The 25,310-nt window shown below is 68.0% G+C and carries 22 protein-coding genes and 1 tRNA gene; 12 read left to right on the top strand and 11 right to left on the bottom strand.

What is annotated here, in order from left to right:
- The first annotated feature begins 6 nt into the window (after window positions 1-6).
- Together AC07M8_RS03700 and AC07M8_RS03695 are read left to right on the top strand one after the other, a co-directional pair.
- Entirely contained in the window at window positions 7-840 is an 834-nt protein-coding gene (locus AC07M8_RS03700; RefSeq protein ID WP_495173032.1) for a metallophosphoesterase family protein, read from the top strand.
- A complete protein-coding gene (locus AC07M8_RS03695; RefSeq protein ID WP_495173031.1) occupies window positions 837-1,493 on the top strand; it encodes a hypothetical protein in 657 nt (218 codons plus the stop codon). The genes AC07M8_RS03700 and AC07M8_RS03695 overlap by 4 nt, the downstream gene beginning before the upstream one ends.
- 154 nt (window positions 1,494-1,647) lie before the next feature.
- On the opposite strand, the gene AC07M8_RS03690 is transcribed toward AC07M8_RS03695, so the two are convergent.
- The 5 genes from AC07M8_RS03690 to AC07M8_RS03670 all read right to left on the bottom strand — a co-directional run bounded on the left by AC07M8_RS03690 (window position 1,648) and on the right by AC07M8_RS03670 (window position 7,020).
- Window positions 1,648-1,723, bottom strand: a tRNA-Thr gene (locus AC07M8_RS03690).
- A 59-nt stretch (window positions 1,724-1,782) separates the two neighbouring features.
- Window positions 1,783-3,174: an FAD-containing oxidoreductase gene (locus AC07M8_RS03685; RefSeq protein WP_495173030.1), complete on the bottom strand. Its 1,392-nt coding sequence runs from the start codon at window positions 3,172-3,174 to the stop codon at window positions 1,783-1,785.
- Window positions 3,171-3,626, bottom strand: coding sequence for a DUF4126 domain-containing protein (locus AC07M8_RS03680; RefSeq protein ID WP_495173029.1), 456 nt, complete (start codon window positions 3,624-3,626; stop codon window positions 3,171-3,173). The genes AC07M8_RS03685 and AC07M8_RS03680 overlap by 4 nt, the downstream gene beginning before the upstream one ends.
- An 80-nt stretch (window positions 3,627-3,706) precedes the next feature.
- On the bottom strand, window positions 3,707-5,686 hold the full coding sequence (locus AC07M8_RS03675; RefSeq protein ID WP_495173028.1) for a M1 family metallopeptidase: 1,980 nt from the start codon (window positions 5,684-5,686) through the stop codon (window positions 3,707-3,709).
- A 68-nt stretch (window positions 5,687-5,754) separates the two neighbouring features.
- Window positions 5,755-7,020, bottom strand: a complete 1,266-nt coding sequence (locus AC07M8_RS03670) for a lipopolysaccharide biosynthesis protein (protein WP_495173027.1) — start codon at window positions 7,018-7,020, stop codon at window positions 5,755-5,757.
- 90 nt (window positions 7,021-7,110) lie between these two features.
- Here AC07M8_RS03670 and AC07M8_RS03665 point away from each other — a divergent pair, with 90 nt between their 5' ends.
- From AC07M8_RS03665 to AC07M8_RS03645, 5 genes are all read left to right on the top strand, one after another.
- Window positions 7,111-8,223: a CDP-glycerol glycerophosphotransferase family protein gene (locus AC07M8_RS03665; protein WP_495173026.1), complete on the top strand. Its 1,113-nt coding sequence runs from the start codon at window positions 7,111-7,113 to the stop codon at window positions 8,221-8,223.
- Entirely contained in the window at window positions 8,220-9,362 is a 1,143-nt protein-coding gene (locus AC07M8_RS03660; protein ID WP_495173025.1) for a hypothetical protein, read from the top strand. Before AC07M8_RS03665 ends, AC07M8_RS03660 begins: the two co-directional genes overlap by 4 nt.
- 110 nt (window positions 9,363-9,472) lie before the next feature.
- Window positions 9,473-10,519, top strand: coding sequence for a diacylglycerol/lipid kinase family protein (locus tag AC07M8_RS03655; protein ID WP_495173024.1), 1,047 nt, complete (start codon window positions 9,473-9,475; stop codon window positions 10,517-10,519).
- A complete protein-coding gene (locus tag AC07M8_RS03650) occupies window positions 10,516-11,406 on the top strand; it encodes a hypothetical protein (protein WP_495173023.1) in 891 nt (296 codons plus the stop codon). The genes AC07M8_RS03655 and AC07M8_RS03650 overlap by 4 nt, the downstream gene beginning before the upstream one ends.
- Window positions 11,407-11,410: 4 nt before the next feature.
- Entirely contained in the window at window positions 11,411-12,175 is a 765-nt protein-coding gene (locus AC07M8_RS03645; protein WP_495173022.1) for a nucleotidyltransferase family protein, read from the top strand.
- A 20-nt stretch (window positions 12,176-12,195) separates the two neighbouring features.
- Here AC07M8_RS03645 and AC07M8_RS03640 read toward each other — a convergent pair whose 3' ends face one another.
- Complete coding sequence (locus AC07M8_RS03640; RefSeq protein ID WP_495173021.1) at window positions 12,196-12,891, bottom strand: HAD family hydrolase; 696 nt, start codon at window positions 12,889-12,891, stop codon at window positions 12,196-12,198.
- Between the two features lie 14 nt (window positions 12,892-12,905).
- Window positions 12,906-14,864: a CocE/NonD family hydrolase gene (locus tag AC07M8_RS03635; protein WP_495173020.1), complete on the bottom strand. Its 1,959-nt coding sequence runs from the start codon at window positions 14,862-14,864 to the stop codon at window positions 12,906-12,908.
- Window positions 14,865-15,208: 344 nt separating this feature from the next.
- Between AC07M8_RS03635 and AC07M8_RS03630 the strand changes: the two genes are divergently transcribed.
- Complete coding sequence (locus AC07M8_RS03630) at window positions 15,209-17,527, top strand: adenosylcobalamin-dependent ribonucleoside-diphosphate reductase (protein ID WP_495173019.1); 2,319 nt, start codon at window positions 15,209-15,211, stop codon at window positions 17,525-17,527.
- A gap of 117 nt (window positions 17,528-17,644) precedes the next feature.
- Here the strand turns inward: AC07M8_RS03630 and AC07M8_RS03625 are convergent, their stop codons facing one another.
- The gene (locus AC07M8_RS03625; protein ID WP_495173018.1) at window positions 17,645-18,118 is read right to left on the bottom strand and encodes a nuclear transport factor 2 family protein; all 474 of its coding nucleotides are present in this window, start codon (window positions 18,116-18,118) and stop codon (window positions 17,645-17,647) included.
- Window positions 18,119-18,300: 182 nt separating this feature from the next.
- Here AC07M8_RS03625 and AC07M8_RS03620 point away from each other — a divergent pair, with 182 nt between their 5' ends.
- Window positions 18,301-18,729 (top strand): VOC family protein, encoded by a 429-nt coding sequence (locus AC07M8_RS03620; protein ID WP_495173017.1) that lies wholly within the window; start codon window positions 18,301-18,303, stop codon window positions 18,727-18,729.
- 3 nt (window positions 18,730-18,732) lie between these two features.
- Here AC07M8_RS03620 and AC07M8_RS03615 read toward each other — a convergent pair whose 3' ends face one another.
- From AC07M8_RS03615 to AC07M8_RS03605, 3 genes are read right to left on the bottom strand one after another with little or no spacing between them, the layout of a single operon-like run.
- Window positions 18,733-20,139 (bottom strand): phospholipase D-like domain-containing protein, encoded by a 1,407-nt coding sequence (locus AC07M8_RS03615; RefSeq protein WP_495173145.1) that lies wholly within the window; start codon window positions 20,137-20,139, stop codon window positions 18,733-18,735.
- Window positions 20,140-20,172: 33 nt separating this feature from the next.
- A complete protein-coding gene (locus AC07M8_RS03610; RefSeq protein WP_495173016.1) occupies window positions 20,173-21,369 on the bottom strand; it encodes a M24 family metallopeptidase in 1,197 nt (398 codons plus the stop codon).
- Window positions 21,366-22,598 carry an NAD(P)/FAD-dependent oxidoreductase gene (locus AC07M8_RS03605; RefSeq protein ID WP_495173015.1) on the bottom strand — a complete coding sequence of 411 codons (1,233 nt, stop codon included), beginning with the start codon at window positions 22,596-22,598 and terminating at the stop codon, window positions 21,366-21,368. Before AC07M8_RS03605 ends, AC07M8_RS03610 begins: the two co-directional genes overlap by 4 nt.
- A gap of 76 nt (window positions 22,599-22,674) precedes the next feature.
- On the opposite strand from AC07M8_RS03605, the gene AC07M8_RS03600 reads away from it, so the two are divergent.
- Genes AC07M8_RS03600 through AC07M8_RS03590 form a run of 3 tightly spaced genes read left to right on the top strand, consistent with a single transcriptional unit; the run spans window position 22,675 to window position 25,300 of the window.
- The gene (locus AC07M8_RS03600) at window positions 22,675-23,589 is read left to right on the top strand and encodes a dihydrodipicolinate synthase family protein (protein ID WP_495173014.1); all 915 of its coding nucleotides are present in this window, start codon (window positions 22,675-22,677) and stop codon (window positions 23,587-23,589) included.
- 12 nt (window positions 23,590-23,601) lie between these two features.
- Window positions 23,602-24,600: a 4-hydroxyproline epimerase gene (locus AC07M8_RS03595; protein ID WP_495173013.1), complete on the top strand. Its 999-nt coding sequence runs from the start codon at window positions 23,602-23,604 to the stop codon at window positions 24,598-24,600.
- 46 nt (window positions 24,601-24,646) lie between these two features.
- On the top strand, window positions 24,647-25,300 hold the full coding sequence (locus AC07M8_RS03590; RefSeq protein WP_495173012.1) for a GntR family transcriptional regulator: 654 nt from the start codon (window positions 24,647-24,649) through the stop codon (window positions 25,298-25,300).
- The last annotated feature ends 10 nt before the right edge of the window (window positions 25,301-25,310 follow it).

The following is a 25,310-nucleotide window of genomic DNA, read 5'->3' as shown; positions in this document are numbered from 1 at the left end:
TCATCGATGCTGAGGCGCAGGAAACAGGCCGCCGAGGCCATTCAGCGCATCTACGCCATCGGCGACGTCCACGGCCGGTACGATCTGTTTCGCCAGCTGATGCACATCATCGAACGTGATCAAGCAGATCGGTCACCAATGCCGACACAGGTGCTGCTGCTGGGCGACATCGTCGATCGGGGTCCGGACTCGGCCCGAATGGTTAAAGGATGCATGAACCTGACCGCATCCACCGACCGTTTCATGGTGTTGAAGGGCAACCATGAGGAGATGATGGTGAAGGCCTTGAAGGGCGACCTGACGGTGTACCGACACTGGCTGACGTTCGGCGGCCGGGAAACTCTGATCAGTTGGGGCGTAGATCCCTTGATAGCCGAAGGACCTGCCACGATGGACAACCTCGCCAGTGCCGCAGCTACCGTAGGGACGGAGCCCGTGGCATGGCTCGAGAAGCTGCCCCTGCAGTATCGCCATGGCGATTACCTGTTCGTTCACGCAGGCATCAGACCAGGGATTTCGCTGAGGCGGCAGCATCCTGATGATCTGTTGTGGATCAAAGACGACTTCCTCGAATCCGACGCGTCGCATGGTCCGGTGATCGTTCACGGCCACTCCATTTCCGAAGCGCCGGTGTTCCGCACCAACCGCATCGGGATCGATACGGGCGCCTATCGCTCTGGCCGTCTGACGGCGCTTGCGATTGAAGGCAGTCAGCGCTGGACATTGAATACGGCCGAAGATCCAGCTTCGGACGGTGAAGACACCCTCGAATTGTCAACGCGGATGCGTTTGGCGCCAGCCTCTGCGCAGGCAGATCGTCATGATGGCGCGAGCGCATGAAAGCCATCGTCAGCGCCTTCGGCGACGAGCGTTTGGACACGGATCTGGCCACGATCCTCAAGCTGTCGAATGCGCAGGCTCCCGCGGGCGCCACGCCATCGGCCCGACGAGCGCTGACGTCGCTTGGGGTGTCGCGCCGGGCATCAGCCACCATCGTAACGGCGCTGTCATTTGCGCTGCTCGCTGGCGCGGGGCTCGTGCTGCTGAACTATGCCTCGAATGATGAAGCCGGTCCGACGACAAAGGCAGGTTCGTCGTCAGAGTTGGTGCCCACAGCGACAACAAAGGCGGCGGATACGGTCGTCGTTGCGTCGGCTCCGCCCACGAACGTCAACCATCGACGCCGGCCGGCTGGATCGCTGCGACGACACGAAGATGAGCCGAGCTTTGCGTCGACCACCGCAGGTGACACGGCGCCTACCCCGGCGCCGACCAGTGCTGCCAACCTCGCCACCGCAGACGCGCCAGCCGACACCGCTGGACAGGCGTCGTCGTCAGGCACCGCGGACGACAGAGGATGGACGCCGGCAGCGGCTCGGACCGAAGCAGACGAGCCGCGGGCGATCGCTCCGATCCAATCGGATGCCGAGCTGGCGGTGGCGCGCGCCCGACGAGACAGCGTGGCCGCTATTCGCGGGCTGCGGAGACAATAGCGATCGGCGACTTCTCGTCTCTCGGGACAATCTATGTCGAGGATTGCGGCACGGTGTCGGGTAAGAGCAGCCAGGGATGTTAGCTTGATCGCTAACATTCCGCGGTGGTCGATGCGCGACTTCGATCCAGTGTAGCCGGTCGCTGCAGATTTGATGGTGCCGGTTGCAGGAATCGAACCCGCGACCTTCGGTTTACAAAACCGCTGCTCTACCAGCTGAGCTAAACCGGCACTGGCCGCCCCATGCGACAGCCGCAGGCGCTAGTCCAGCCCTCGCGCGACGCAATGTCTCAACCGCCGGCAGCGGCGTCGCGCGGCGCCAGCCCGAGCAGCACGGTGGGGATGAGTTCCGACACGGTGGGGTGGATCGGCACCGCCCAGCGCAGCACGGACACCGGCTGATCGGCGTTCATCATGTCGAGGATGCCGTGGATCGCCTCGTCGCCGCCGGTGCCGAGGATCGCCGCGCCGAGGATGCGCTGCGTCTCGGCGTCGGCAACGATCTTGATGAAGCCCTTGGTCTCCCCCTTCTCCACCGCGCGACCGACCCGAGTCATCGGCCGGGTCGAGACCAGCAACGGTCGTCCCGAGGCCGCCGCCTGCGCCTCGCTCATGCCGACGCGGCCGAGCGGCGGGTCGATGTAGAGCGCATAACCGGGAATGCGTTGGTCAAGCCCGCGCTGCTCGCCGTCGAGCAGATTGGCGGCGACGATCTCGAAGTCGTTGTAGGCGGTGTGGGTGAAGGCGCCGCGGCCGTTGCAATCGCCGAGCGCCCAGATCCCCGGCACATTGGTCTGCAGTCGATCGTCCACGGTGATGTAACCGTGCGCATCGGTGGCGACGCCGGCGACGTCGAGCCCGAGATCGTCGGTATTCGGTCGCCGGCCGACCGCGAGCAGCACGTGGCTGCCGACCACCGTCGGCTCGCCCGCGGTGCAGTTGACCGACACCGCAACCCCCTCGGCATGTCGGGCGAAGGCGATGCACTCGGCGCCGGTGCGTACCGCGATGCCCTCGTCTTCGAGGATTTCCCGCACCGCTTCGGCAATGTCGGCATCCTCATGCCCGATCAGCCGCTCGCCGCGTTCCACCACCGTCACCGCAGCGCCGAAGCGGCGGAACATCTGGGCGAACTCCAGCCCGATATAGCTGCCGCCGACCACCACCAGATGATCGGGGACGACGTCGAGCGCGACCATGTCGGTATTGTCGAGATGCGGGACCTCGCCGAGGCCGGGCATCGCCGGCACGCTGGCGCGCCCACCGACGTTGAGGAAGATGCGCGGTGCGGTGAACGACCTCCCCTCCACCTCGATCACCTGCGGCGCGGTGAAGCGCGCATGGCCGCGCACGAAGGTGAGCCCGGTCATGCCTTCGAACCAGCGCTCGTTGCCGGTGCGGGCGTTCATCGTCACCTGGTGAGCGCGCGCGGCGACGGTCGCCATGTCGATGCTGATCGCCCCGGCATTGACGCCATACTCGCCGCCGCGGCGGGCGAGATGCGCGGCATAGGCGCTCGCGACCATCGTCTTGGTCGGCATGCAGCCGGTGTTGACGCAGGTGCCGCCGACCAGGTGGCGCTCGATCAGCACCACGCTCATCCCCGCTGCGGTCAGCCGCCCCGCCAGCGGTGGCCCCGCCTGACCGGCGCCGACGATGATCGCGTCGACCTGCTCTGTCACAGGTGGCCGATCACCAGCACGACGGCGACAATGGCGATCACGTCCTCGATCAGCGCCGCCGGCAGGTCGCGGCCAAAGGCAGCGGCCAAACGCGCCCGCAGTGCCGCGCCGCCATAGGTGCCGATCACCGCACCGACCACGCCCAGCACCACGCCGGTCGCCAGCGCACCGAGCCCGATGCCGATCGCACCACCGGCGACGCCGCCCGCAACCAGCCGCGCGCCGAACTGCGCGGGCACCTTGCGGCTGGGGGTGGAGGGTAGTTGATCGGTGATCAGCTCACCGATGGCGAGCAGCGAGATGATCCATGGCGTGTAGCGCCAGCCGAGGAACGCGAGCCAACTGCCATCGAGATCGAGCCGGCCAAGCGCGGCCGCCCAGGATACGGCGACCAACGCCATCGCCGCGCGAAGCCCCGCGATAATGCCGACGACCAATGCTAGAACGATCACGGGCCTGCCCTCCCTACCATCGAGGACGGGAAGGTCCCATGGCCGATGCCCGACGTCAATTCGATTCGCCCGCGTAACCGTCAGCGGGCGATGGCGACGTTGTTGGTGCGATCCTTGTCGGGCAGGTGATGCTCGGGATCGAGCTCGGCGCGGATCACCGGCGTCGCGCCCGGCACCGCGATCTGCGTCGCCGCCTGCCGGATCCAGGTCTCCGCCGGCAGCCTGATGTCCTGGGTAGCGCCGCCGCGGAAGGTGACGCGCAGCGTCACCGGCATCACCAGTTTGTCGCGCGCCTCGACCGTCACCAGCGAACCCGGCACGCCAGCCTTGGCGGGGAATGGCGCGATGCCGCCGACCGCCAGGTCCATCTGCCAGTTGTTGGCGTACCAGCCGTTCCACCACCACGACAGGTCTTCGCCGCTGTCGCTCTCCATCGCCCGGAAGAAGTCGGCCGGTTTGGGATGCTTGAACGCCCAGGCGGCGATGAAGCGGCGGAAGGCGGGGTCGAACCGCTCGGGGCCAAGGATCTCGTCACGCAGCAGCCGCAGGCCGAGCGCCGACTTGAAATAAGTCACCGGGTGGCGCCACTGCTCCACCACCGTATCGGCGCGCGACAGGATCGGCGGCGCGGTCGGGTCGGCGAGCACCGGCAGGATCTCGTCCACCGGATTGCCGCCGCCCGGCGCATATTCGCTGTCGCGCTTGGGCGCATATTCGCCGCGGTTGAAGTCATCCGACTGGAAGGTGTCGATGAAGGTGTTGAAGCCCTCGTCCATCCACGCGTGGCGGCGCTCGTCGAAGCCGACGATCATCGGAAACCAGCTGTGCCCGATCTCGTGCGCGGTGATCCAGAACAGTTGCTTGCCGGCGTCATCGATCCCGTCGAACACGATGCCGGGATATTCCATGCCGGACGCCGGCCCGGCGACGTTGACGGCGGCGGGCCAGGGATAGCGGAACCAGCGCGCCGAGAAGCGCTCGACCGAATCCTTGAGGTATTCGGTCGAGCGGCCCCATCTGGCCTCGCCCGCGCTTTCGGCGGGGTAGAAGGACATGGCGAGCGAGCTGCCGCCGCCCGGCAGGTTGATCCGCGCCGCATCCCAGGCGAACGCCGCCGACGCGCTGAACGCGACGTCGCGGGTGTTGTCCATCCGGTAATGCCAGGTGCGCGATCCGCCCTGCCGCGGCGGGGCTGCCACCTCACCCGGCGCGCGGATCATCACCGTCGCATCGCTCGCCTTCGCCCTGGCGAGCTGCGCGCGCTCGTGCGCGGTGAGCACCTCGTCGGGGTTCTGCAGCTCGCCCGATCCGGCCACCAGCATGTCGGCCGGCACGGTCAGCCAATAGTCGTAATTGCCATAATCAAGGTAGAATTCCTGCGCGAGATACGGCAGCGGATCCCAGCCGCGCAGATCGTCATAGACGGTGATGCGCGGATACCATTGCGCGATGCTGAAGATCGCCTGCCCGCTCTTCGCGGTCAGCCAGCCGGTGCGCCCGCCGAATGCGTCGGACGGCACCACATAATGATAGCGCAGCCGCAGGGTCAGCTTGGCGCCGGCAGCGAGCGGGGCGGCGAGGCGCAGCTGCGCGCGGGTATCGACGACCAGCGGCGTCACCGTCTGCCAGCGGCCGCCGACCTGCAGCTCGACCGCGTCGAGCGTCATGCCCTCGGTGTAGCCGCCGGCCACGCCGCCCTCGGCGAAACCGCCACGCGAACCGGGCCGGTAGAGGTTCTGCTCGAGTTGCAGCCAGAGCACGTCGAGCGCCTCGGGGCTGTTGTTGGCATAATCGACCTCGACGCTGCCGGTGATCGTCTTGCGCGTCGGATCGAGCGTCGCGCGGATCCGGTAATCGGCGCGGTTCTGCCAATAGGCCGGCCCCGGCAGCCCGTTGGCGGCGCGCACCGCGCCTGACGGCTGCTCCATGACGAAGGGCGCAAAGGTCTCGCGCGGGGCGTAGCGGCTGGCCACCGGGGCAGCGCCCGCCGGAACGGCGGCGGCGAGCAGGCCGAGGAGAGAGACGCCGACAAGGCCGAACGACGAACGGTGCGTATTCACGGCATCTCCTGAGACAGACCGCGACGGGCTAACAAAGCCGCAGGCAAACTTCCATAGCGCCCCGTCGATCAGATCGGCGCCGCCGGCAGCGGCCCGCGCACCGCGCGCCGGGCCGAGGCGACCAGCCCGCCGAGCGCCAGCATCGACGAGACCAGCGTCGCAACCGCCGCACCGATCGCGCCGAACTGCACCATTGCCACGATCGCGATCGCGAACAGCGCGATCACCGCGGTCAGGCGGATGCGGAAGATCTCGCGCGAGCGGCCGGTGCCGAGCAGCATCGGCTCGAAGCCGACGCTCATCACGTCGAGCGCGGTGGCGAGGCTGAGCAGCACCAGGATAGGATAGGCGCCCTTGAACGCGCTGCCGCCGACCAGCTTGAGGATCGGATGGCCGAGGATCGGCGCCAGCACGCAGATCGCCGCCCCGGTGGTCACCGTGAAGCGGGTCGCCTGGCGGAACAGCTTCTGCAGCCGATCGGCCGAGCCGCTTTCGTGCGCGCGGGTGAACTCGGGGAAGATCGCGCGCGAGAACATGTCGCCGAGCCGCGCCAGCGCCTGGCTGAGCTGGAAGGCAAGCCGATAGGCACCGGCCGCCGCCTGCCCCGCGATCACGCCGACCAGCACGATCAGCAGCTGCTTGCTGCCGGCATCGAGCGTCGAGTTGACGTTCACCGTCCAGGCGAAATGCCAGAAGCCGGCATGCTCGCGCGGTACCCCGACAGCGCCGCGCAGCGGCCCGATGACGCTGCGATCGGTCAGGATCGCTGCCGTCCAATAGACCAGCGCCGTGACGATCTCGGCGATCGCCCAGGCCATCAGGAAGCCGCTGACGGTGGCGCCGGACAGCACCGCGACGATCGCACCGGCAAAACGCGCGATCGGCGTCACCGCATCCGCCGCCGCGCCGATCGAGAACCGGTCGTGCAGCCTGAGGATGCCGACCGGGGTGGAACGGCTCGACAGCAGCAACACCCAGCAGAACAGCATCGCCTCCTCGCGCAACTCGCCCGACCAGCCGAGATGGGGGCCGATCAGGGCGATCACGGCGGCGGCAATCACACAGCCGACCAGCGCGGCGCCGAGATCGAGCAACGCGCAGAACCGGGTAAGCCGGCCGAGCGCCGCCTGCTGCCCCTCGCCGAGCAGCGCCACCCCGTAGCGGACCACGATCTGCCAGGATTGGAAGGTGACGAATCCCGCCACCGCCTGGCCGGCGCTGAGGATCAGGGTGAACTGGCCGAACCGCTCCAGCCCCAGGCTGCGCGTCGCCAATCCCAGGTAGACGAGGCTCAGCACCGCGCCGACGCCCTTGCCGGTCAGCAGCCAACCCACGTTCTGCAACGCCCGACGAAACGAACTCGACTGACTCATGTACCCTTCATCGGCTTTCCGTCTGGACGTTTCCCGCACTAAGGGGCGGGCATGCGGATCGCGTTCCTCTATATCGCCGAAGCGTACCAGTGCTACCATGGTGCGGCGATCGCGCTCGATCTCGCGGCGAGACCCGGCTGGGAGGTCGTGAGCTATTACAACGATCCCGACACGCCGCACCATCTCGAACGAATCCGCGCCGCCTATGACGCGCCACCGCTGGACATCCGGCCGCTACGCCGCAGCGCCTTCACCCGCGCGATGCAGCGCATCCGCATTCTCGGCATGTTCAAGGATCTGGTGATGCGCGACAATGCCGCCGCGCTCGACGGCTATGACGCGATCGTCGCGGTTGAGGACACGGTGGCGAGCATCCGCCGCTTCGGGGTGCGGCGGCCGGCGCTGATCTACATCCCGCACGGCGCTGGCGATCGCGCGCGCGGCTTCGTCAAGGAGGTCGCCCGGTTCGACTATGTGTTGCTCGCCGGCGACAAGACTGCCGCGCGGATGCTCGCCGACGGGTTGGTGCGTGCCGACGGTTACGCCGTCACCGGCTCCGCCAAGCTCGACACCGCCGAGCGGCTTGCCGATGCGACCGGCCTGCCCTTCGCCACGAGCCGGCCAGTCGTGCTCTACAACGCCCATAAGGCGCCGCGGCTCGGCTCGTGGTCCCGCTTCATCGAACCGATGCTAGCGGGGTTCGCCGCGGACCACAGCCTCAACCTGATCGTGGCGCCGCACGTGAAGCTGTTTCGCCGCCGCGACGAGGCGGTCCGCCGCCGCTGGCAGGCGCGCAGCACCGCCAACGTGCTGGTCGATCCCGGCTCCGACCGGTGCGTCGACATGAGCTACACCACTTCGGCCGACATCTATGTCGGCGACGTCAGCAGCCAGGTGTATGAATTCCTCATCCGCCCGCGGCCCTGCGTGTTTCTCAACGCCCATCGCATCGATTGGCGGGACGATCCGAGCTTCGCGCACTGGCATCTCGGCGACGTCGTCGACGATCCGGCCGCGCTCATGGCCGTGATCCACGCCGCTCCCGCCCGGCACCATCTGTACCGCGAGCGGCAGGCAGCGCTCGCCCGCGCCTCGCTCGGCGATGGCCGCCCCGGCGCCGCGATGCGCGCGGCAGATGCGATCGCGCGGTTCCTCGCGCGATGAAAATCGGTTTCCTGTTCAACCATGACGCGCTTCACCAGGTGCGGCACACGGCACCGGTCATCGCCGAACTCGCGCGCGATCCGGCAGCCAGCGTCTCGGTGCTGACCTCTAGCCCGGCGCAGGAGGCGGAGGTGCGGGCGCTGCTCGGCGAGCAAGCGGCGACTGTCCGCTTCGTCGCGCTGACGATCGGGCCGGTCGCCCGCGCGCTCGACGCCGGGCTGCGCTGGATCGCGCCGTTCCGCCGGGTCGCGATGCTGCGCGAGAACCTCGCCATCTTCGCCGCGCTCGACGTGCTGGTGGTACCCGAAACCACCTCACTGATGCTGCGCGACCGGTTCGGGCTGCGCGACCTCAACTATGTCTGGATCCCGCATGGCGCCGGGGACCGGTCGGTTGGCTTCAGGGCGGTCGCACGCGGGTTCGATCTGGTGCTGCTCTCTGGCGAGAAGGTGCGCGATCGCATGCTCGCAGCCGGCGTGATCACCCCCGATAATCACGCCATCATCGGCTATCCCAAATTCGACACCGTCGCATTCGGCAGCCCACCACCGCGGCTGTTCGCCAACCACCGGCCGACCGTACTCTACAACCCGCATTTCGATGCGGCGCTGTCATCCTGGTATGACTGGGGCCGTCCGATCATCGATTGGTTTGCCGGCCAGCGCCGCTTCAACCTCGTCGTCGCGCCGCATGTGATGCTGTTCCAGCGCCGCTGGCACGCGTCGGTGGAACATCGGCGGATCAGGTCGCCTGGCGGCGTGCCTTGCCTTGCCGGCGCCGATCACATCATCATCGATCCCGGCAGCGAGTGCTCGGTGGACATGACCTACACCCGGTCTGCCGACATCTATCTCGGCGACGCCAGCAGCCAGATCTACGAATGGATCGTCCGCCCGCGACCGGCGATCTTCCTCAATCCCGGACACGCGCCGTGGCAGGGCGACGCCAATTTCGCGCACTGGCGGCTTGGCGAAGTCATTGATCACCTTGACCAACTGCACCCCGCGCTGGCACGGGCGATGGACGATCCCGATGCGTTCCGGGCTCAACAGGAAGCGGCGCTCGCCAGCACTTTCAGCGTCACCGATGAGCCCGCGGCTCGTCGCGCCGCCCGGGTCATCATGGAGCGGTTCGGCTGACCTGCGCCGTGGCGATCATGGCAAATTGATGACGGCGATCGGAATATATTTTTCATCTGCCCGTCACATTTCTGTAGCCGCTTGCCGCGCTGGGGAATTACAGCGTTCTGGTGAACGGAAGCATTTACGACTTCGGGGCGCTGCCGCGGCTTGCCCTCCAGCCGACAGGTGATCGGCCCTTTACGGTCACGCGCCCGCCGCGCGTCGGCGGCCGACGTCTGCGGCTCGCGGGCCTGATCAGCAATCCGCGCAGTCATCGCAACATCGGCGGCAGCATTGCCGCGCTTGGCCGGTCGGACGTGATCGGTGCCGCCCCGGCGACCCGCGCCGAGCTGCGCGACGTCCTCGCGATGTTCGCCAGCAAGGATATCGACCTGCTGATCATCGACGGCGGCGACGGCACGATCCGTGACGTGCTGACCTGCGCCGGCGACGTCTGGGACACGGGCTGGCCGGACATCGCCATCCTGCCTTCGGGCAAGACCAATGCGCTCGCGGTCGACCTTGGCCTGCCGGACGGTTGGAGCCTGGACGCCGCGCTCGCCGCTGGCCGCCAGGGCCACACCGTCAGTCGTTCGCCGATCGAGATCGAGCAGCGCCACACCCAATCGCTCGCGGTGCGCGGCTTCCTGTTCGGCGCCGGTGCCTTCGTCGACGCCACCGAACTTGCCCAGCAGACCCATCGCGCCGGCGCCTTTAACAGCATCGCGGTCGGCCTCGCGCTCGCCTGGGGAATCGGCCAGACCTTGTTCGGCCGGGGTACCAGCGCTTGGCGTGCCGGCAGCCGCATCGGGCTCGGGTTCGATGACCGCGCGGTCCGGATGCACGACACCCGGCCCGATGGCACCGATGACCGCTATATCATGCTCGCCTCGACGCTCGAGCGGCTGCCGCTCGGGCTCAAGCCGTTCGGCAGCCAGCGGCCCGGGCTCAAGCTGCTGGTGGTCGATGCACCGCCGCGGCGGCTGGCGATGATGCTCGCGCCTCTGCTTGCCGGCCGCGAATCGCGTGCGCTCGAGAAGCATGGCTATCATCGCATCGACGCCACCACCGTGACGATCGATACCGATACCAGCTTCATCCTTGATGGCGAAAGCTTCCCGCGCGGCCATTACGTGTTGCGCCGTGCGCCGGCGCTGCGCTTCGTCGTGCCGTGACCGACACGCTCGGCGCGTTCGTTGAACGCGCTCTGGCTGCCCAGATCGTCCCCGCGGTGGCGACGCTGGCGAGCCAACTCGGTGCCGATGCGAAAGCCTGCTCGGTGCTGTTCTACGGCTCGAACCTGCGCAGTGGCGCGCTCGACGGCGTGCTTGACTTCTACGTGCTGACTCCCGGGTCGGTCGAGCACGGCATGTGGCCGACGGTAAGCTATCGCGAGATCGAGATCGACGGCGTGATGCTGCGCGCGAAGATCGCGACCATGCGCCTCGCCACCTTTGCCCGGGCCGCTGCCTCTCGGACTCTCGACACCACGATCTGGGCGCGCTTCGCCCAGCCGGCCGCACTCGCCTGGACCGCCGACGAGGCCGCGGCGCGCCTTACCCGCGACGCGGTCGCGGCGGCGGCGGTATCGGCGGCGCGCTTTGCGGCGGCGCTGGGGCCGGACGCCGGCGCCGCGGTAGACTATTGGCGGGCGCTGTTCCGCGCTACCTATGCGGCCGAGCTGCGGGTGGAACGCAGCGGCCGCGAGGAACAGTTCATCGCCCGTGATCACGATCATTACGTCGCGCTGCTGCCGCTCGCTTGGACGGCCGGCGGGGTCGGTTTCACCGCGGAAGGCGATCGCTACCGGCCGCAACTCGCCCCGGACAGCCGCGCGCGTCTACTGCGCGCATGGCGCCAGCGCCGCGCGATGGGCAAGCCGATCAACATCGCCCGACTGGTCCGCGCCGCCTTCACCTTCGACGGCGCGGCGCGCTACGGGGCGTGGAAGATCGAACGCCATACCGGTGTCGCCGTGCGCCTGACGCCATGGCGCGAACGCCATCCGGTGCTCGCCGCGCCCGGCGTGCTCCTTTCCGTCTGGCGCGCGCGCCGTGGTTGATCCCGTGGCCACGCCGAGAGCGCTGATCCTGGCCGGTTCGCGGCCCGGGGTCGATCCGTTCGCGGCCGAGGCCGGCGTGCCCCACAAGGCGCTGATTGCGCTTAACGGCAGCACCCTGCTCGCGCGGGTCGCCGCGAGCCTGCATGGGGCGGGGATCGCCACGGTCGGCGTGTCCGCCTCACCCGGCCCCGTCAGCGATGCCGCCGCCGCACTCGATTTGCGGGTGATCCCCGCCGCGGCCGGGCCGAGCCTCAGCGTCGGCGCGGCGCTGGCGGCGCTCGGCACGCCGCTGGTGGTGACCACCGCGGATCATGCCTTGCTGGAGCCGGCATGGGTCCGCGACTTCCTCGCCGCGGTACCGCCCGCCGCCGACGTCGCGGTGCTGCTCGCGCGGCGGGAGAGCATCGAGGCGGCGTTGCCTGGTTCGAAGCGCACCTATCTGCGCTTTGCCGACGGCGCCTGGTCCGGCTGCAACCTGTTCTATTTCGCCACCCCCCGCAGCGCCGCCGCGCTGGCGCTGTGGCAGTCGGTGGAGGCGGATCGCAAGCGGCCATGGCGTATCGTCCGCCGCTTCGGCCTCGGCATGCTGGTGCGGTACCTGCTCGGTAGGCTTACCCTGCGCGACGCTGTCGCCCATCTCGGGCGGCTGGCCGGGATCGAGGCCGCGGTGGTCGAAAGTCCCTATGGGCTTGCGGCGGTGGACGTTGATTCATCGGCGGATCTGGCAGCGGTACGCGGCATCGTCGAACAAGGCCGCCTGCAGCCGTAATCGCGCCGTGCGGGGCAGCATTACTCCTGCCACTCGAGCACCGGCCAGCCTTGCGCCGCCGCCAGCCGCCGCAGCGGCTTGTGCGGATTGACCGCGAACGGCTCGTCCGCCCAGGCGAAGGTCGGCGCGTCGGAGCGGTGATCCGAATAGAAGCGCACTATGGCCTGCTCACGCGCGATTCCCTGCTCGCGCATCCACGCCTCGATCATCGCGAGCTTGGCCGGACCATAGCAATTGTCGCCGGTGACCTGCGGCAGGATTCGCCCCGCCACATCACGCGTCGCGCGGGTCGCGATCAACGCATCGGCGCCGACCGCGCGCGCGATCGCCTCGGCATAGAAGTCATAGGCGGCAGTGGCGATGACGATGGTGAAGCCCGCCGCACGATCCGCGGCGATCTGTGCCCGCGCCGCCGGGTAGATATGCCGCACGCCGAAATCGCCAGCGAAGGCCTCGGCAAGCGCTGTCGCCTCGTCGCCGGTGAGCGTGCCGAGCGCCGCCCGGTGCATCACCTGCTTGAGCGATCGCCGGTCGATCGCGCCGAGCTGGTTGAGCAGCGCCGCACCGATCACCACCGGTGCCAGCGCCCAGCGCCATGGCGCCCGGGCACGCACCGCGGCAATCAGGAACGGCGTCCAGGTCGGCCGCCGGGTGATCGTCCGATCGAGGTCGTAGATCGCCAGCCGATGCGCCCGGCGATCCGGCAGATCGGTCACGCAGCGACCGTCGATCAGCGCGCCATCACCGCCGCCTGGTCGACCGGCACCACCGGCAGCCACACCCGGCTGGCATTGGCGCCGCCGCGCTCGATCGTCACCGTCGCCTTCCGATAGTCGGAGGGCTGCGCCAGGAAGATGTTGGGCACATAGGTCTGCGGGTTGCGGTCGTAGAGCGGGAATTGGCTCGACTGGATCTGGATCATGATCCGGTGGCCCGGCTGGAACACATGGTTCACCGTCGGCAGGCGGAAGCTATATTCCTGCACCTTGCCCGCGGGGATCGCCGAGGGCTTGCTGACGCTCTGGCGATAGCGGCCGCGGAAGATGTCCTGGCTGATCGCCAGCTGATAGCCACCCATCTTGGGATCGCTGGCATTCTCGGCCGGGAACACGTCGATCACCTTGACGATGAAATCGCCGTCGGTGCCGGTGGTGCGCGCGAACAGATCGGCGATCGGCGCGCCCGAGACGCGCACCGGCCGGGTCAGCACGTCGCCCTTGTAGCTCAGCACGTCGGGCCGGCCGTCGACACCGCGCTGGTCGCTGACCAGCCAGTCGCCCCAGCGCCCGTCCTCGAAGTTCACCGGGCGCGGCAGGTGCGGCACCGGCTTGGCGGGGTCGGACACATAGCTGTCCTCGCCGGTCGCCAGCTTGGCGAAGCCGAGCGAACTGTCGGCGCCGAGATAGATCGGCGTCAGCGGCGCGGCACACCCCGCCTTGCACGCCAGCGGCCAGCTGGTGAGCTTGTCCCAATGGTTCTCGCCGGTGTTGTAGATCGCCGCGGCGGGCAGGTTCGCGGCCGGACCGTCCTTGAGATACTGGTCGAACAGCGGCAGCACCATCTGCTCGCGAAACTGCTGCGCGGTGTCGCCATTCCACTGGAACGGCCCGAGGCTGCGGCCCTCGCGATTGACCTGGCTGTGGCGCCACGGCCCCATCACCAGATGGTTGTTGCCGATCTTGCCGGCCGCCTTCAGCGCCTCCCAGCTGTGGATCGCGCCATACATGTCCTCCTGGTCCCACAATCCCTGTTCCCAGATCGTCGGCACGTCGGAGGGGTTGGCGGCGATCAACTTGTCAAGCGCCTGGCCCTGCCAGAAGGCGTCATAGGCGGGGTGCGACACCATCCGCTGCCAGTAAGGCAATTGATCGTAGCCCGACTTCTTGGCCCAGGCCCCGGCCGAGCCGATCTCGCGGAAATTGTCGTAATCGTCCCACCCGCCGGTCGGCGGCGCGGTGCCGGCGCCCTTGTAGCCGGTCTGGCTGCCGAGCCAGGCGATGTTGGCGAGGCGGAAGGCGCCGTTGTGGAACCAGTCGTCGCCCATCCAGCCATCGACCATCGGGCTCTCGGGCGCCGCCACCTTGAGCGCGGGGTGCGGATGAAGCAGCGCCATCACCACCGTGAAGCCCTCGTAGGACGAGCCGATCATCCCCACCCGGCCGTTAGATTCGGGCAGGTTGGCCTTGTTCACCAGCCAGTCGATGGTGTCATAGGCATCGGTGGTGTGATCGACCTTGGTCGGGTTGAGCGGGCCGATCACCGGGCGGGTGACGACGTAATCGCCCTCCGAGCCGTATTTGCCGCGAATGTCCTGGTAGACGCGGATATAGCCGTCCTTGACGAACATCTCGTCGGACAGCGGCAACGTCGCCAGCATGCTCGAACTGTCCGCCCGATTCGCGCGCGCCTTGGCGTTATAGGGGGTGCGGGTGAGCACGATCGGCGCGTTGGTGGCGCCCTTGGGCACCACGATCACCGTGTAGAGCTTGGTGCCGTCGCGCATCGGGATCATCACCACGCGCTTGTCATAATCGTTCTGCGCCGACGGCGGGGTGAACGTGGCCGGGATGTCGCCGGCCGCGGCCTGCGCGGTCGCCGCACCATCCTTGCTCCCCGGCGGCATCTGCTGCGCCACCGCCGGCGAGAGAATCAGCATCGACACGGCAGCGAGCAGCATTGGCTTGATCATGAAGCGGGTATCCGACCGGGACAGTTGATGCGCCTACGTGACGCGACCGGCGCGCGAGAGCAACCGCGATTGTGGCCGCGCCGCCGCGTGAGATGGATTTGTGCGGGCGACGAACCGAAGCGCAAGCCGCTTGCCTTTGCTGCCTCGCTTGCCCACACCGGCAGCTGTGCCACGGCACTAATTGCCGCCGTCGCGATGTAGGAAAATGTGGTCTGTCACACCATTAGTGGTGGCACTAAGCTGCATCAGACGCCATATGTAGGCAACAGAATCATGGCCAGCACCAGCCCCGCGTCCCTGCATCCAGGGCGGGCGTTCGCGCGCCGACGAACAAGGAACGCTCGATGACGAACACCCATGCCGGCCCGCTCGATCAGCCGGTCACCGTCCACATCTGGCGCGAGAAATACCGGCACGGCAACGAGGCGACCCCGTCGGCCACCTTCGCGCGCGTCGTCGACGGCGTTTATGCCAAGGACGCCGCGCATGCCCCCAGCGGGCTCGCTGCGCTCGAGGCCCGTGACTGGGTGCCCGGCGGGCGGATCTTCGCCGGCGCCGGCACCGGCAAGCGCGTCACCTGGATCAACTGCTTCGTCAGCCCGACGATCCAGGACTCGATGGATAGCGAGCCCGATCTGCCCGGCACCGGGATCATGCCCGCGCTCAACGTCGCCGCCTTCACCCAGCAGCAGGGCGGCGGCATCGGCATGGATTTCGGCACGCTGCGCCCCGATGGCGCGGTGGTCGGCCGCACCGGCTCGATCTCGTCGGGCGTGATCCCGTTCATGGTGATGTGGGACGGGATGTGCGTCACCATCCGCTCCAGCGGCTCACGCCGTGGCGCGATGATGGGCGTGCTCCCGGTCTGGCACCCGGACGTGCTCGCCTTCATCACCGCCAAGACCCGCAAGGACTTCCTCAAGAACTTCAACGTTTCGGTCACCGTCACCGACGATTTCATGGCCGCGCTGGAGAAGGGCGAGGACTGGGACCTCGGCTTCCACGTGCCGCGCGCCGATGGCCAGCATGTCGGCGTCACCGAAAAGGACGGCCGACCCTGGTATATCTACCAGCGCCTGCCCGCCGCCGAGCTGTTCGACCTGATCACGCGCACCACCTATGAGTTCGCCGAGCCCGGCGTGATCTTCATCGATCGCGTCAACAAGCTCAACAACCTCAATTATTGCGAGACGATCGCCGCCACCAACCCGTGCGGCGAGCAGCCGTTGCCACCGAACGGCGATTGCGACCTCGGCCACGTCAACCTCGCCAACATGGTGCTCGATCCGTTCACCGATCGCGCCCGGGTCGACTGGGAGCGGCTGCGCGCCGCGGTCGCCACCGGCGTCCGCTTCCTCGACAACGTCCTCGACACCTCGCCCTTCCCCACCGCGGAGCAGAAGGCGGAGGCGCTCAACAAGCGCCGCATCGGCCTCGGCTATACCGGGCTCGGCAATCTGCTCCAGCAGATGATGGTCCGCTACGGCCGGGCCTCGGTACCGCTGGTCGAGCAGGTCGGCGAGGCGATCGCGATCCAGGCCTATCGCACCTCGGTGGAACTGGCGCAGGAGCGTGGCGCCTTCCCGGCCTATGATGCCGAGCAGTTCGCCAGGGCGCCCTTCCTTCAGAAGCTGCCTGCCGAGCTGCGCGCTGCCATTGCCGAGCACGGCATCCGTAACGGCGTGCTGCTGACGCTGGCGCCGACCGGCACCACCTCGATCTTCTACGGCAACGTCAGCTCGGGCGTGGAGCCGACCTTCAGCTGGCACTACAACCGCACCGTCGTGATCGAGCAGACCGCGGTCGAGCAGAAGACCGAGCAGTTCGAGGTCCAGGATTACGGCTGGTATCTCTACACCCGCCTGCCCGGCTATGACGCGTCGGCGCCGCTGCCCGATTACATGGTCGGTGCGCTCGAGCTGTCGGTCGACGATCACATCGCCGTCGCCGCCGCCGCGCAGCGCTGGGTGGATGCCGCCATTTCCAAGACGATCAACTGCCCGGCCGAGATGAGCTACGAGGCGTTCCGCGAGGTCTATCTCACCGCCTATCACGAGGGCATGAAGGGCTGCACCACCTACCGTCCGAGCGGGGTGCGAGGCTCGGTGCTGTCGATCAAGGAAGACGCCAAGCCCGCCGTCGCCGCCGAGGCTGCCCCGGCGGTCAACAACGACGACATCCTCACCCGCCCGCAGGTGCTGCCGGGCAAGACGGTGAAGATCAAATGGCCGATCGATGGCGAGAATTATTATCTCACCATCAACGACTATACCCATGCCGACGGCCGCCGCGTGCCGTTCGAGATCTTCATCTCGACCTCGTCGGTGGAGAATTTCGAAACGATGGCGGCGCTGACCCGCACGCTCTCGGCTGCCTGCCGGCGCGGTGACGCGACCTTCCTGTTCGAGGAGCTGGAGCGGGTCCATTCGCCCAAGGGCGGCGCGCTGGTCCGGCTGGAGCATGAGAAGAAGGGCACCTACGCCCCCAGCCTGATCGCGCTGATCGGCCGGATCCTGCGCCAGCATTCGGCGCCGCAGCAGGAACTGTTCGCCGAGGAGGTCCCCGAAACCGGCGAGACCTGTCCGAACTGCAAGCGCAACACCGCGCACAAGATCGAAGGCTGCCTCACCTGCTACCAGTGCGGCTACAGCAAGTGCGGCTGAGCTGAGCTAATCTGGCCCACCGCCGTCACCCCAGCGAAAGCTGGGGTCTCTGGCGGTTATTGCCGTCCGCTCGGCTCAACGATCTCAGCCTCCGCTGGGCCGGTAGTCCTGCGACGGTCAGCTGGTGCTGCATCCGGTGGTCCGGCTCGACCAGGTGACGTTGAGGATCGTCCACCGCCCGCCGTCGCGGATGAGATCGAAATGGTCGGTGCCGCAATGCAGCGGCTTGCCGTTCATGGTCAGCGTGTATGGCGCCCACACCATCGCGACGTCGCCATCCACCTCGATCGCGGGGTCGCTGAGCCGCTCCTCGAGCCGCGGACCGCCCGGCTTGAACAGGGCGGCGAATTCGGGCCAGCTGTAATGGCGCAGCCGGCTGCCGCCAGCCGTCTGTTCCATCGCGGTCGCCCCGCCCTCGGGCCGGACCTGCGCGATCACGCCGGCACCGTCGTTCGCCGCCATCGCGCGGAACAGCGCATCGATCGGCGCCATCACCGCCGTCGCGTCGGGATCCGCATAGGGCACGGGGTTGGCGGGCGGCAGCTTGTCGCTCGGCGCGCTTTGCAGCGCGAGCAGCAGCGGCAGGATCATGGCAGCGGTCCTCATACGGTGGCAGCATCGCTGTCTAGCGCAAGACGGCCGGTGATGGCGCGCCTTTTGCGATGGCATTGACGATCGAGCCGGGAAGATCGATTTTCGGCGCAGCGTGCGATCACCGTTCTCGGTGACCTCGCCTGCCCATGTGCGCGTATCCCTTAGCCAAGGAGGATCACATGCCCATCCGTCCCGCCATCATCCCGGTGCTGCGCTACGCCGACGCCCCGGCCGCGATCGACTTTCTGTGCCAGGCGTTTGGCTTCAGCCGCCATGCGATCTATCCCGATCCCACCGATTCCAGCGTCATCCACCACGCCCAGTTGATCCGCGACGGCGAGATGATCATGCTCGCCTCGGCGCTGCAGACGCCGTTTGCGACAGCCGCGGGGATGCGCACCGTCAAGCAAGCGGGTTGCACCACCCAGTCGATCGTCGTGGTGGTCGACGATGTCGACGGCCATGCCGCGATCGCCCGCGCTGCCGGGGCGGAGCTGTTCATGCCGCCGGAGGATCAATCCTATGGCGGCCGCAGCTACAGCGCCCGCGATGTGGAGGGCAACGTCTGGACGTTCGGCAGCTACGATCCGTTCGCTGCCGCGCCCTGATCCTCACAATAGCGAACTGACCAGCCGCGCGACGTTCTCGATGACCTTGCGCCGCCGCGGCCGGGCACGCCACGTCGCGAGATCCAGCGTGTCGCTGCCTGCCAGATAGCCGTGCTGGATCGTCTCCACGCTGGTGATCGAGCTCGTGTCGAACAGCAACAGGCTGGCCTCCTCGTTGAGCTGGAACGAGCGCAGGTCGACGTTGCTCGAACCGAGGATCGCGAGCCGCCCGTCGATGCTGATGTTCTTGGCGTGGAGCAGGAAATCGCGGAACAGATGCACGCCCACGCCCGCGACCAGCAGGTCGTCGTAGAAGGAACATTGCGCCAGGTTGACGAGCCGCTGGTCGACCACCGCCGACACCACCAGATCCACCGTCACGCCGCGCGCCACCGCGGTGCGCATCGCCCCCATCACCGCATCGTCCGGGATGAAATAGGGCGTGACGATGATCACCCGCGAAACGGCCTGGTGGATCTGCCAGACGAGCAGCGTCTCGAGCCCCTCGAGCGGGAAATCGGCGCCGCTCGGCAACAATTGCGCCCGCGCATCGCCGGCCGGCGCCGGGATCGGCGGCGGCGGCGCCGGCGGCTCGCCGGTCTCGATGCTCCAATCGGCCGCCACCACTGCGCCGAGGCCCGCCACCACCGGTCCGGTTAGTCGCGCCACTAGCTCGCGGTTGATCACGCCCGGCCGGAAATCCTTGGCGACGATGTTCTGTGATCCGGCATAGCCGATCGCATCGTCGACCACGAACAGCTTGCGATGGTTGCGCATGTCGCGGCGGGTACGGCGGCCGAGCAGCCTGAATGGCAGCGCCTCGCGCACCTCGACCCCCGCTGCTGCCAGCGACCGGCGGATGCCCCGCCGCCAATGATGCGAGCCGACCGGATCGAACATCACCCGACAGCGGACGCCGCGCGCCCGCGCCCGGCGCAGCGCGTCGACCACGAGCAGGCCGGTGGCGTCGTCGGCGAAGATATAGACCAGGAGGTGCACGCTGTGCCGTGCCGCATCGATATCCGCGACCAGCCGCGCGATGGCGGCGTCATAGTCGTCGATCAATTCGATGCGATTGCCGTCCACCGCCGGCAGGAAGCCAAGCGTGCCCGCGAGCGCCGCGGCTGGGCCGTCCGCCTTGCGGGGCCGTCCGTCGTCAAGCCGCGTCGCCACCTCGGCAAAATACGGCCGCAGCTTGCGGAACCGCGCCGTCCGCCAGCCGGGAAAGCGCGGGTTGCCGATCGCGAGGAACAGCAGCAGGCCGGCGATCGGCAGGAAGAAGATCAGCAGCAGCCAGGCGCGGCTCGCCGCGGGCGTGCGCCGCAGCGGCACGATGCCCAGCGCGCCGAGGCGGATGATCCATTCCGCGGCAAGGTAGAGCGTGCCCGGCGCGATCGGCATGTGCTGCATCATCCCGGCTCCGCTCTACCGCAGCGGGCGGGTTCAGCCAAACGGGCGATCGATCGACGGCTGCGGGTCGGTGAACCAGGCTGCGCCGGTCTCGGTGACGTGGAAATGGTCCTCGAGCCGGACGCCGAACCGCCCGGGCACCACGATCATCGGCTCGTTGGAAAAGCACATGCCCGGCGCCAGCGGGGTGCGGTCGCCGCGCACCAGATAGGCCGGCTCGTGGATCGACAGGCCGATGCCGTGGCCGGTCCGGTGCGGCAGACCCGGCAATCGATAATCGGGGCCGAGCCCGGCCTTCACCAGCACCGCGCGCGCCGCCGCGTCGACGCTCTCGCACGGCGCCCCCGGGCGCACCGCCGCGAACGCCGCCTGCTGCGCCTCCTGCTCGATCTCCCAGATCGCGCGCTCGTCGTTGCCGACCGTGCCGAAGGCATAGGTGCGGGTGATGTCGGAGTGATAGCCGTCGATCTGGCAGCCGGTGTCGATCAGCACCAATTGGTCCTCCTCGAGCTGCTGATCGCCCGGGAGGCCGTGCGGGAAGGCCGTCGCGCGGCCGAACTGCACCGCACAGAAGTAAGAGCCCGCTACCGCGCCCAATGCGCGATGTGCCGCGTCGATGAAGCGAATAACCTCGCTTGCGGTGATGCCGGGGGCCAATATCAGTGCCGCGCGCCGCTGCACTTCCAGCGTCATCGCCTTGGCCTGAGCTAGCAAAGCCAGCTCCGCTGCGCTCTTGATCATCCGGCAGCCGTCGATCACCCCGACACCATCGGCCAGCTCCAGCCCGCTGCCCGCCGCGGCGAGCGCGCTCGCCATGCCATAGGGCAGCTGCGGATCGAGCAGCAGCCGGCGGGTGCCCGCCGCTGTCATCGCATCGACGACCAGCGCGTATGGGCTCTCATCTTCCTCCCACAGGCGCAGTTCGCCGGGAATGCCGAGCACCGCCTCGAGCGATCCCTGTTCGAACCGCGGGCAGATGAAGATCGGCTCGCCCGCTACCGGCAGCAGCATCGCCACCAGCCGCTCGGTTGCGCCCCATGGCACGCCGGCGAAATAGCGCAGGCTAGCGCCGGCGCCGACCAGCAAGGCGTCGGCCCCTGCCGCCGCGATCAGCGACCGGGCACGATCCAGCCGCTCTGCCCGCTCGGCGGCGGTGATCGGCGCCGCCTGCGCCGCCCATGGCTGAAGCAAGGCCAGCTGTTCGGCCGCAGTCGATCCGCCGATGGTCATGCACGTCGTCCTTTGTTGAAGCGCTGGAGCGAAAAGGCCTCGATCGATACCGGTGGCGCCGCGCCGGCGACCAGCGAGGCGACAATCCGCGCGGTGATCGGCGCGAGGGTGAGCCCCAGATGCTGATGCCCGAACGCATAGAACAGATTTGCGAAAGCCGTCGAGCGGCCGATCGCCGGCAGATAATCGGGCAAAGTCGGGCGCGCGCCCATCCAGTGCCGGAAGGGGCCGTCGATCGGCAAGCCGAGCTCGCGGACATGACGCTCGAGCCGCTCCCATTTGCGCGGATCGGCGGGGGCGTCCGGATCACCGAGTTCGACGAAGCTCGCCGCCTGAACGCAGTTGGCATAGCGGGTTACGATCATCGAGCGGTCCTCGAATACCACCGGCGGCAGGTCGGCCGGCCAGCGTTCGGCGGCGGCCCGGATGTGATAGCCCCGCTCCGCGATCATCGGCACGGCGACGCCAAGGCTCTGCATCAGCGCTGCGGAGCGAACGCCCGCTGCGACCAGCACCTGATCACACGCGTGGCCGGCGATAACGACCCTGCCCGCTTGCTCGGCGAGCTGCGCTCGCTCGCGGACGATACGCCCGCCCCGCGCGATCACAGCCGCGTCCAGCGCGTCGGCCATCTGCCCGAGATCGGCGATCTGCCCGCTGCCGCTGAACCGGATCGCGCCGGCGATCCCCGGCGCTAGTTGCTCCAGCCATCGCAGCGTCGAGGCATCGACGTCGGCGATCCGCGCGGTGCCGATCGCCGTCTCGCCCCAGCGCCGCCGGCCGTGGAATGCTGTGTCCGCGCTTTCCCAGGCGACGACGTGGCCGTCACGGCGCAGCAGCGCGCTCGCTCCCACCTGCTCGGCGAGGCGCTGCCAAGCGGGCATCGCCGCCGCCATCAGCGGGCCAAGTGCCGCCGTCCCCGCCGCAAACCGCGTGGGAGTGGACGCCGCGGCGAGCCGGGCTGCGAACGGCAGCCACGTCCGCACCATCGCCGGCGGCAAGGAAAGCGCACCGCCGCGGCTGAACAAGCGCCCCGGCGCCGACCGCAACGCTGCTGCAGATGCGAGCGGCTCGACCTGCTCGACCGCGATGTGCCCGGCATTGCCCCATGAAGCAGCCGCGCGGTTGCCATCCGCCTCGAACACCGTCACGCTTGCGCCACTGTCGAGCAGCGCCACCGCGCAACACAGCCCGACGATGCCGCCGCCGACAATCCCGATAGAGCGCACGCTAATCTCCTGTTGCGCTGCAGCCAACGCTTTCGTATACGGTATATATAAACAATCGCAGGAAGGTCGATACCGAATGTCCGTCAAGTGGAAGGGTGTGTTTCCAGCCGTGACGACGCAGATCCGCGAGGATCTGTCGATTGATTTGGCCGATACGCAGCGCGTCGTCGATGATCTGATCCGTGACGGGGTCACCGGCGTGATCGCGCTTGGCACCGTGGGCGAAAACAACTCGTTCGACTTCGACGAAAAGGTCGAGGTGCTCACCGCGATCGTCGAGGCCGTCAACGGCCGCGTCCCCGTCGTGACCGGGGTCTCCGAATACGACACTCGCCGTGCGGTCCGCTATGCGCAGGCTGCCGAAGCCGCTGGCGCGGATGGCCTGATGCTGCTGCCGCCGATGGTCTACGTACCCAAGCCGCTTGAACTGGTTGCGCATTTCAAGGGCGTGGCGACCCAGGTCGGGCTGCCGATCATGCTCTACAACAACCCGCCCGCTTATCGCACAAACATCGACAATGAGGTGCTCGCCGCGCTCGTCGACGTCGCCAACATCGTCGCGGTCAAGGAATCGGCACCGGACACCCGTCGCTTCACCGACGTGCGCAACGCCTTCGGCGACCGCTACGTGCTGTTCGCGGGGCTCGACGACGTCGCGCTCGAGGGCCTGTACCTTGGCGCCCAGGGTTGGGTCTCGGGCCTCACCAACGCCTTCCCGCGCGAATCGGTTGAGCTGGTCGCGGCATTCGAGCGTGGCGATCATGCCAAGGCGATGGAAATTTATCGCTGGTTCATGCCGCTGCTCCACCTCGATGCCGAACATGACCTCGTCCAGTCGATCAAGCTTGCCGAGCAGGTCATGGGCCGCGGTTCCGAGCGGGTGCTGCCGCCGCGTTACCCGCTGGTCGGCGAACGCCGCGCCGAGGTGATCGCGATGGTCGAACAGGCCGCGGCGACCCGGCCAAGCCTCGCCCCCGCCAAGGCAGCCTGATAGGCACCAGCGATGCGCCACACCTTCTTCTGCATCGACGGCCACACCGCCGGCAACCCCGTCCGCCTGGTTGCGGGCGGGGCGCCCCTCCTCAAGGGGGCGTCGATGTCGGAGCGGCGGCAGGATTTCCTCACGCGGTTCGACTGGATCCGCACCGGTCTATGCTTTGAACCGCGCGGGCATGACATGATGTCCGGCGGCTTCCTTTACCCGCCGACGCGCGCCGATACCGATATCGGCATCCTGTTCATCGAGACCAGCGGCTGCCTGCCGATGTGCGGCCATGGCACCATTGGCATGGTCACCTTCGGCCTCGAGCACGGGCTGATCCAGCCCGCCGAGCCCGGCAAGCTGCGCGTCGAAGTGCCTGCCGGGGTAATCGACATCGCCTATGAGACCGAGGGCGACAAGGTCACCGCGGTACGGATCACCAACGTGCCGGCCTATGTCGCCGCCAAGGGCATCCAGGTGGATGTCGAGGGCATCGGCCCTTTGTCGATCGACGTCTCCTATGGCGGCAATTATTATGCGATCGTCGAGCCGCAGGGCCGCTACACTGGGTTGGACGATCTCGGCGCGAGCGAGCTGATCCACCTCAGCGGGCTGATCCGCGAGGCGATCCGCGCCAAGTTCGAGCCGGTCCACCCGCTCGATCCCACCATCCGCGGCGTCAGCCACATCCTGTGGGCGGACAAGCCACGTGGGGACGGCGCCGATGGCCGCAACGCGGTCTTCTACGGCGAAAAGGCGATCGACCGGTCGCCGTGCGGCACCGGCACCTCGGCACGTTTAGCCCATCTCGCCGACAGTGGCCGCCTCGCCGTCGGCGAGCGCTTCGTGCACGAAAGCTACATCGGAAGCCGCTTCATCGGCCGCGTCGAAGCGGAGACCACACTCGGCGACACGCCGGCAATCGTACCGTCGATCGAGGGATCCGCGATCGCCACCGGTTTCAACACGATCTGGATTGATCGCAGCGATCCGTTCTGGGAAGGTTTCCAGGTCACGTGAGCCGCGGGCCTCTCCGCCGCTCTCTTTCCTGCATCGGAGCCAGGTCATGAGCATCGTCGTCCGCACCTTATCTGAGCAGGTGTTCGAGATCGTCCGCGAGCAGATCGTCACCGGCAAGCTGCCCGGCAATGCGCCGATCCGCCAGGATGCGCTGGCCTCCGAACTCGGCGTCAGCAAGATTCCGTTGCGCGAGGCGCTCGCCCGGCTCGAGCAGGAGGGCCTGCTCTCCAGCCACGCCAATCGCGGTTATGCGGTGCGGCCGATGTCGGCCGAACAGGCCGAAGAGATCTTTGCGCTGCGCCTAAACATCGAGCCCCAGGCCGCCGCTTATGCCGCGACCATTGCCGACGACGCGGATCGTGACAACGCTCGCATCGCCTTTGAGGAGCTGGACAGCGCCGCCGGCGAGCGCCTCGCCGAAGTCGCGGTGCGCAACCGCGTGTTCCACACCGCCCTTGTCCGGCCCGGTCGCAGGCTGCTGACCACACAATTGGTGGAGCGGCTCGCGATCCTTGCCGAGCGTTATGTCGTCGCGCACCTGCAGCCCGCCGGTCGCGAGGACCGTGCCCATCTCGAGCATCGCCAGTTGCTCGATGCCTGGCTCGCCCGTGACGAAGCGCAGATGGCGACGCTGCTCGCCAGCCACATCCAGTCGACGCTGACCGATCTTCGCGGCCAGCTCGGCGCCAGCTCTTACTGACGCAACACCA

Source organism: Sphingomonas sp. GW821-FHT09E03, from assembly GCF_059416225.1.
This window is presented reverse-complemented; position numbering and strand designations above follow the sequence as displayed.

What these genes read in the sequence shown, in the direction of transcription:
- AC07M8_RS03700 (WP_495173032.1), top strand. Translation starts at nt 7, where the DNA reads ATGCTGAGGCGCAGGAAACAGGCCGCCGAGGCCATTCAGCGCATCTAC.
- AC07M8_RS03620 (WP_495173017.1), top strand. Translation starts at nt 18,301, where the DNA reads ATGCCCATCCGTCCCGCCATCATCCCGGTGCTGCGCTACGCCGACGCC.
- AC07M8_RS03595 (WP_495173013.1), top strand. Translation starts at nt 23,602, where the DNA reads ATGCGCCACACCTTCTTCTGCATCGACGGCCACACCGCCGGCAACCCC.
- AC07M8_RS03590 (WP_495173012.1), top strand. Translation starts at nt 24,647, where the DNA reads ATGAGCATCGTCGTCCGCACCTTATCTGAGCAGGTGTTCGAGATCGTC.
- AC07M8_RS03665 (WP_495173026.1), top strand. Translation starts at nt 7,111, where the DNA reads ATGCGGATCGCGTTCCTCTATATCGCCGAAGCGTACCAGTGCTACCAT.
- AC07M8_RS03695 (WP_495173031.1), top strand. Translation starts at nt 837, where the DNA reads ATGAAAGCCATCGTCAGCGCCTTCGGCGACGAGCGTTTGGACACGGAT.
- AC07M8_RS03600 (WP_495173014.1), top strand. Translation starts at nt 22,675, where the DNA reads ATGTCCGTCAAGTGGAAGGGTGTGTTTCCAGCCGTGACGACGCAGATC.
- AC07M8_RS03615 (WP_495173145.1), bottom strand. Translation starts at nt 20,139, where the DNA reads ATGCAGCACATGCCGATCGCGCCGGGCACGCTCTACCTTGCCGCGGAA.
- AC07M8_RS03635 (WP_495173020.1), bottom strand. Translation starts at nt 14,864, where the DNA reads ATGATCAAGCCAATGCTGCTCGCTGCCGTGTCGATGCTGATTCTCTCG.
- AC07M8_RS03630 (WP_495173019.1), top strand. Translation starts at nt 15,209, where the DNA reads ATGACGAACACCCATGCCGGCCCGCTCGATCAGCCGGTCACCGTCCAC.
- AC07M8_RS03610 (WP_495173016.1), bottom strand. Translation starts at nt 21,369, where the DNA reads ATGACCATCGGCGGATCGACTGCGGCCGAACAGCTGGCCTTGCTTCAG.
- AC07M8_RS03660 (WP_495173025.1), top strand. Translation starts at nt 8,220, where the DNA reads ATGAAAATCGGTTTCCTGTTCAACCATGACGCGCTTCACCAGGTGCGG.
- AC07M8_RS03625 (WP_495173018.1), bottom strand. Translation starts at nt 18,118, where the DNA reads ATGATCCTGCCGCTGCTGCTCGCGCTGCAAAGCGCGCCGAGCGACAAG.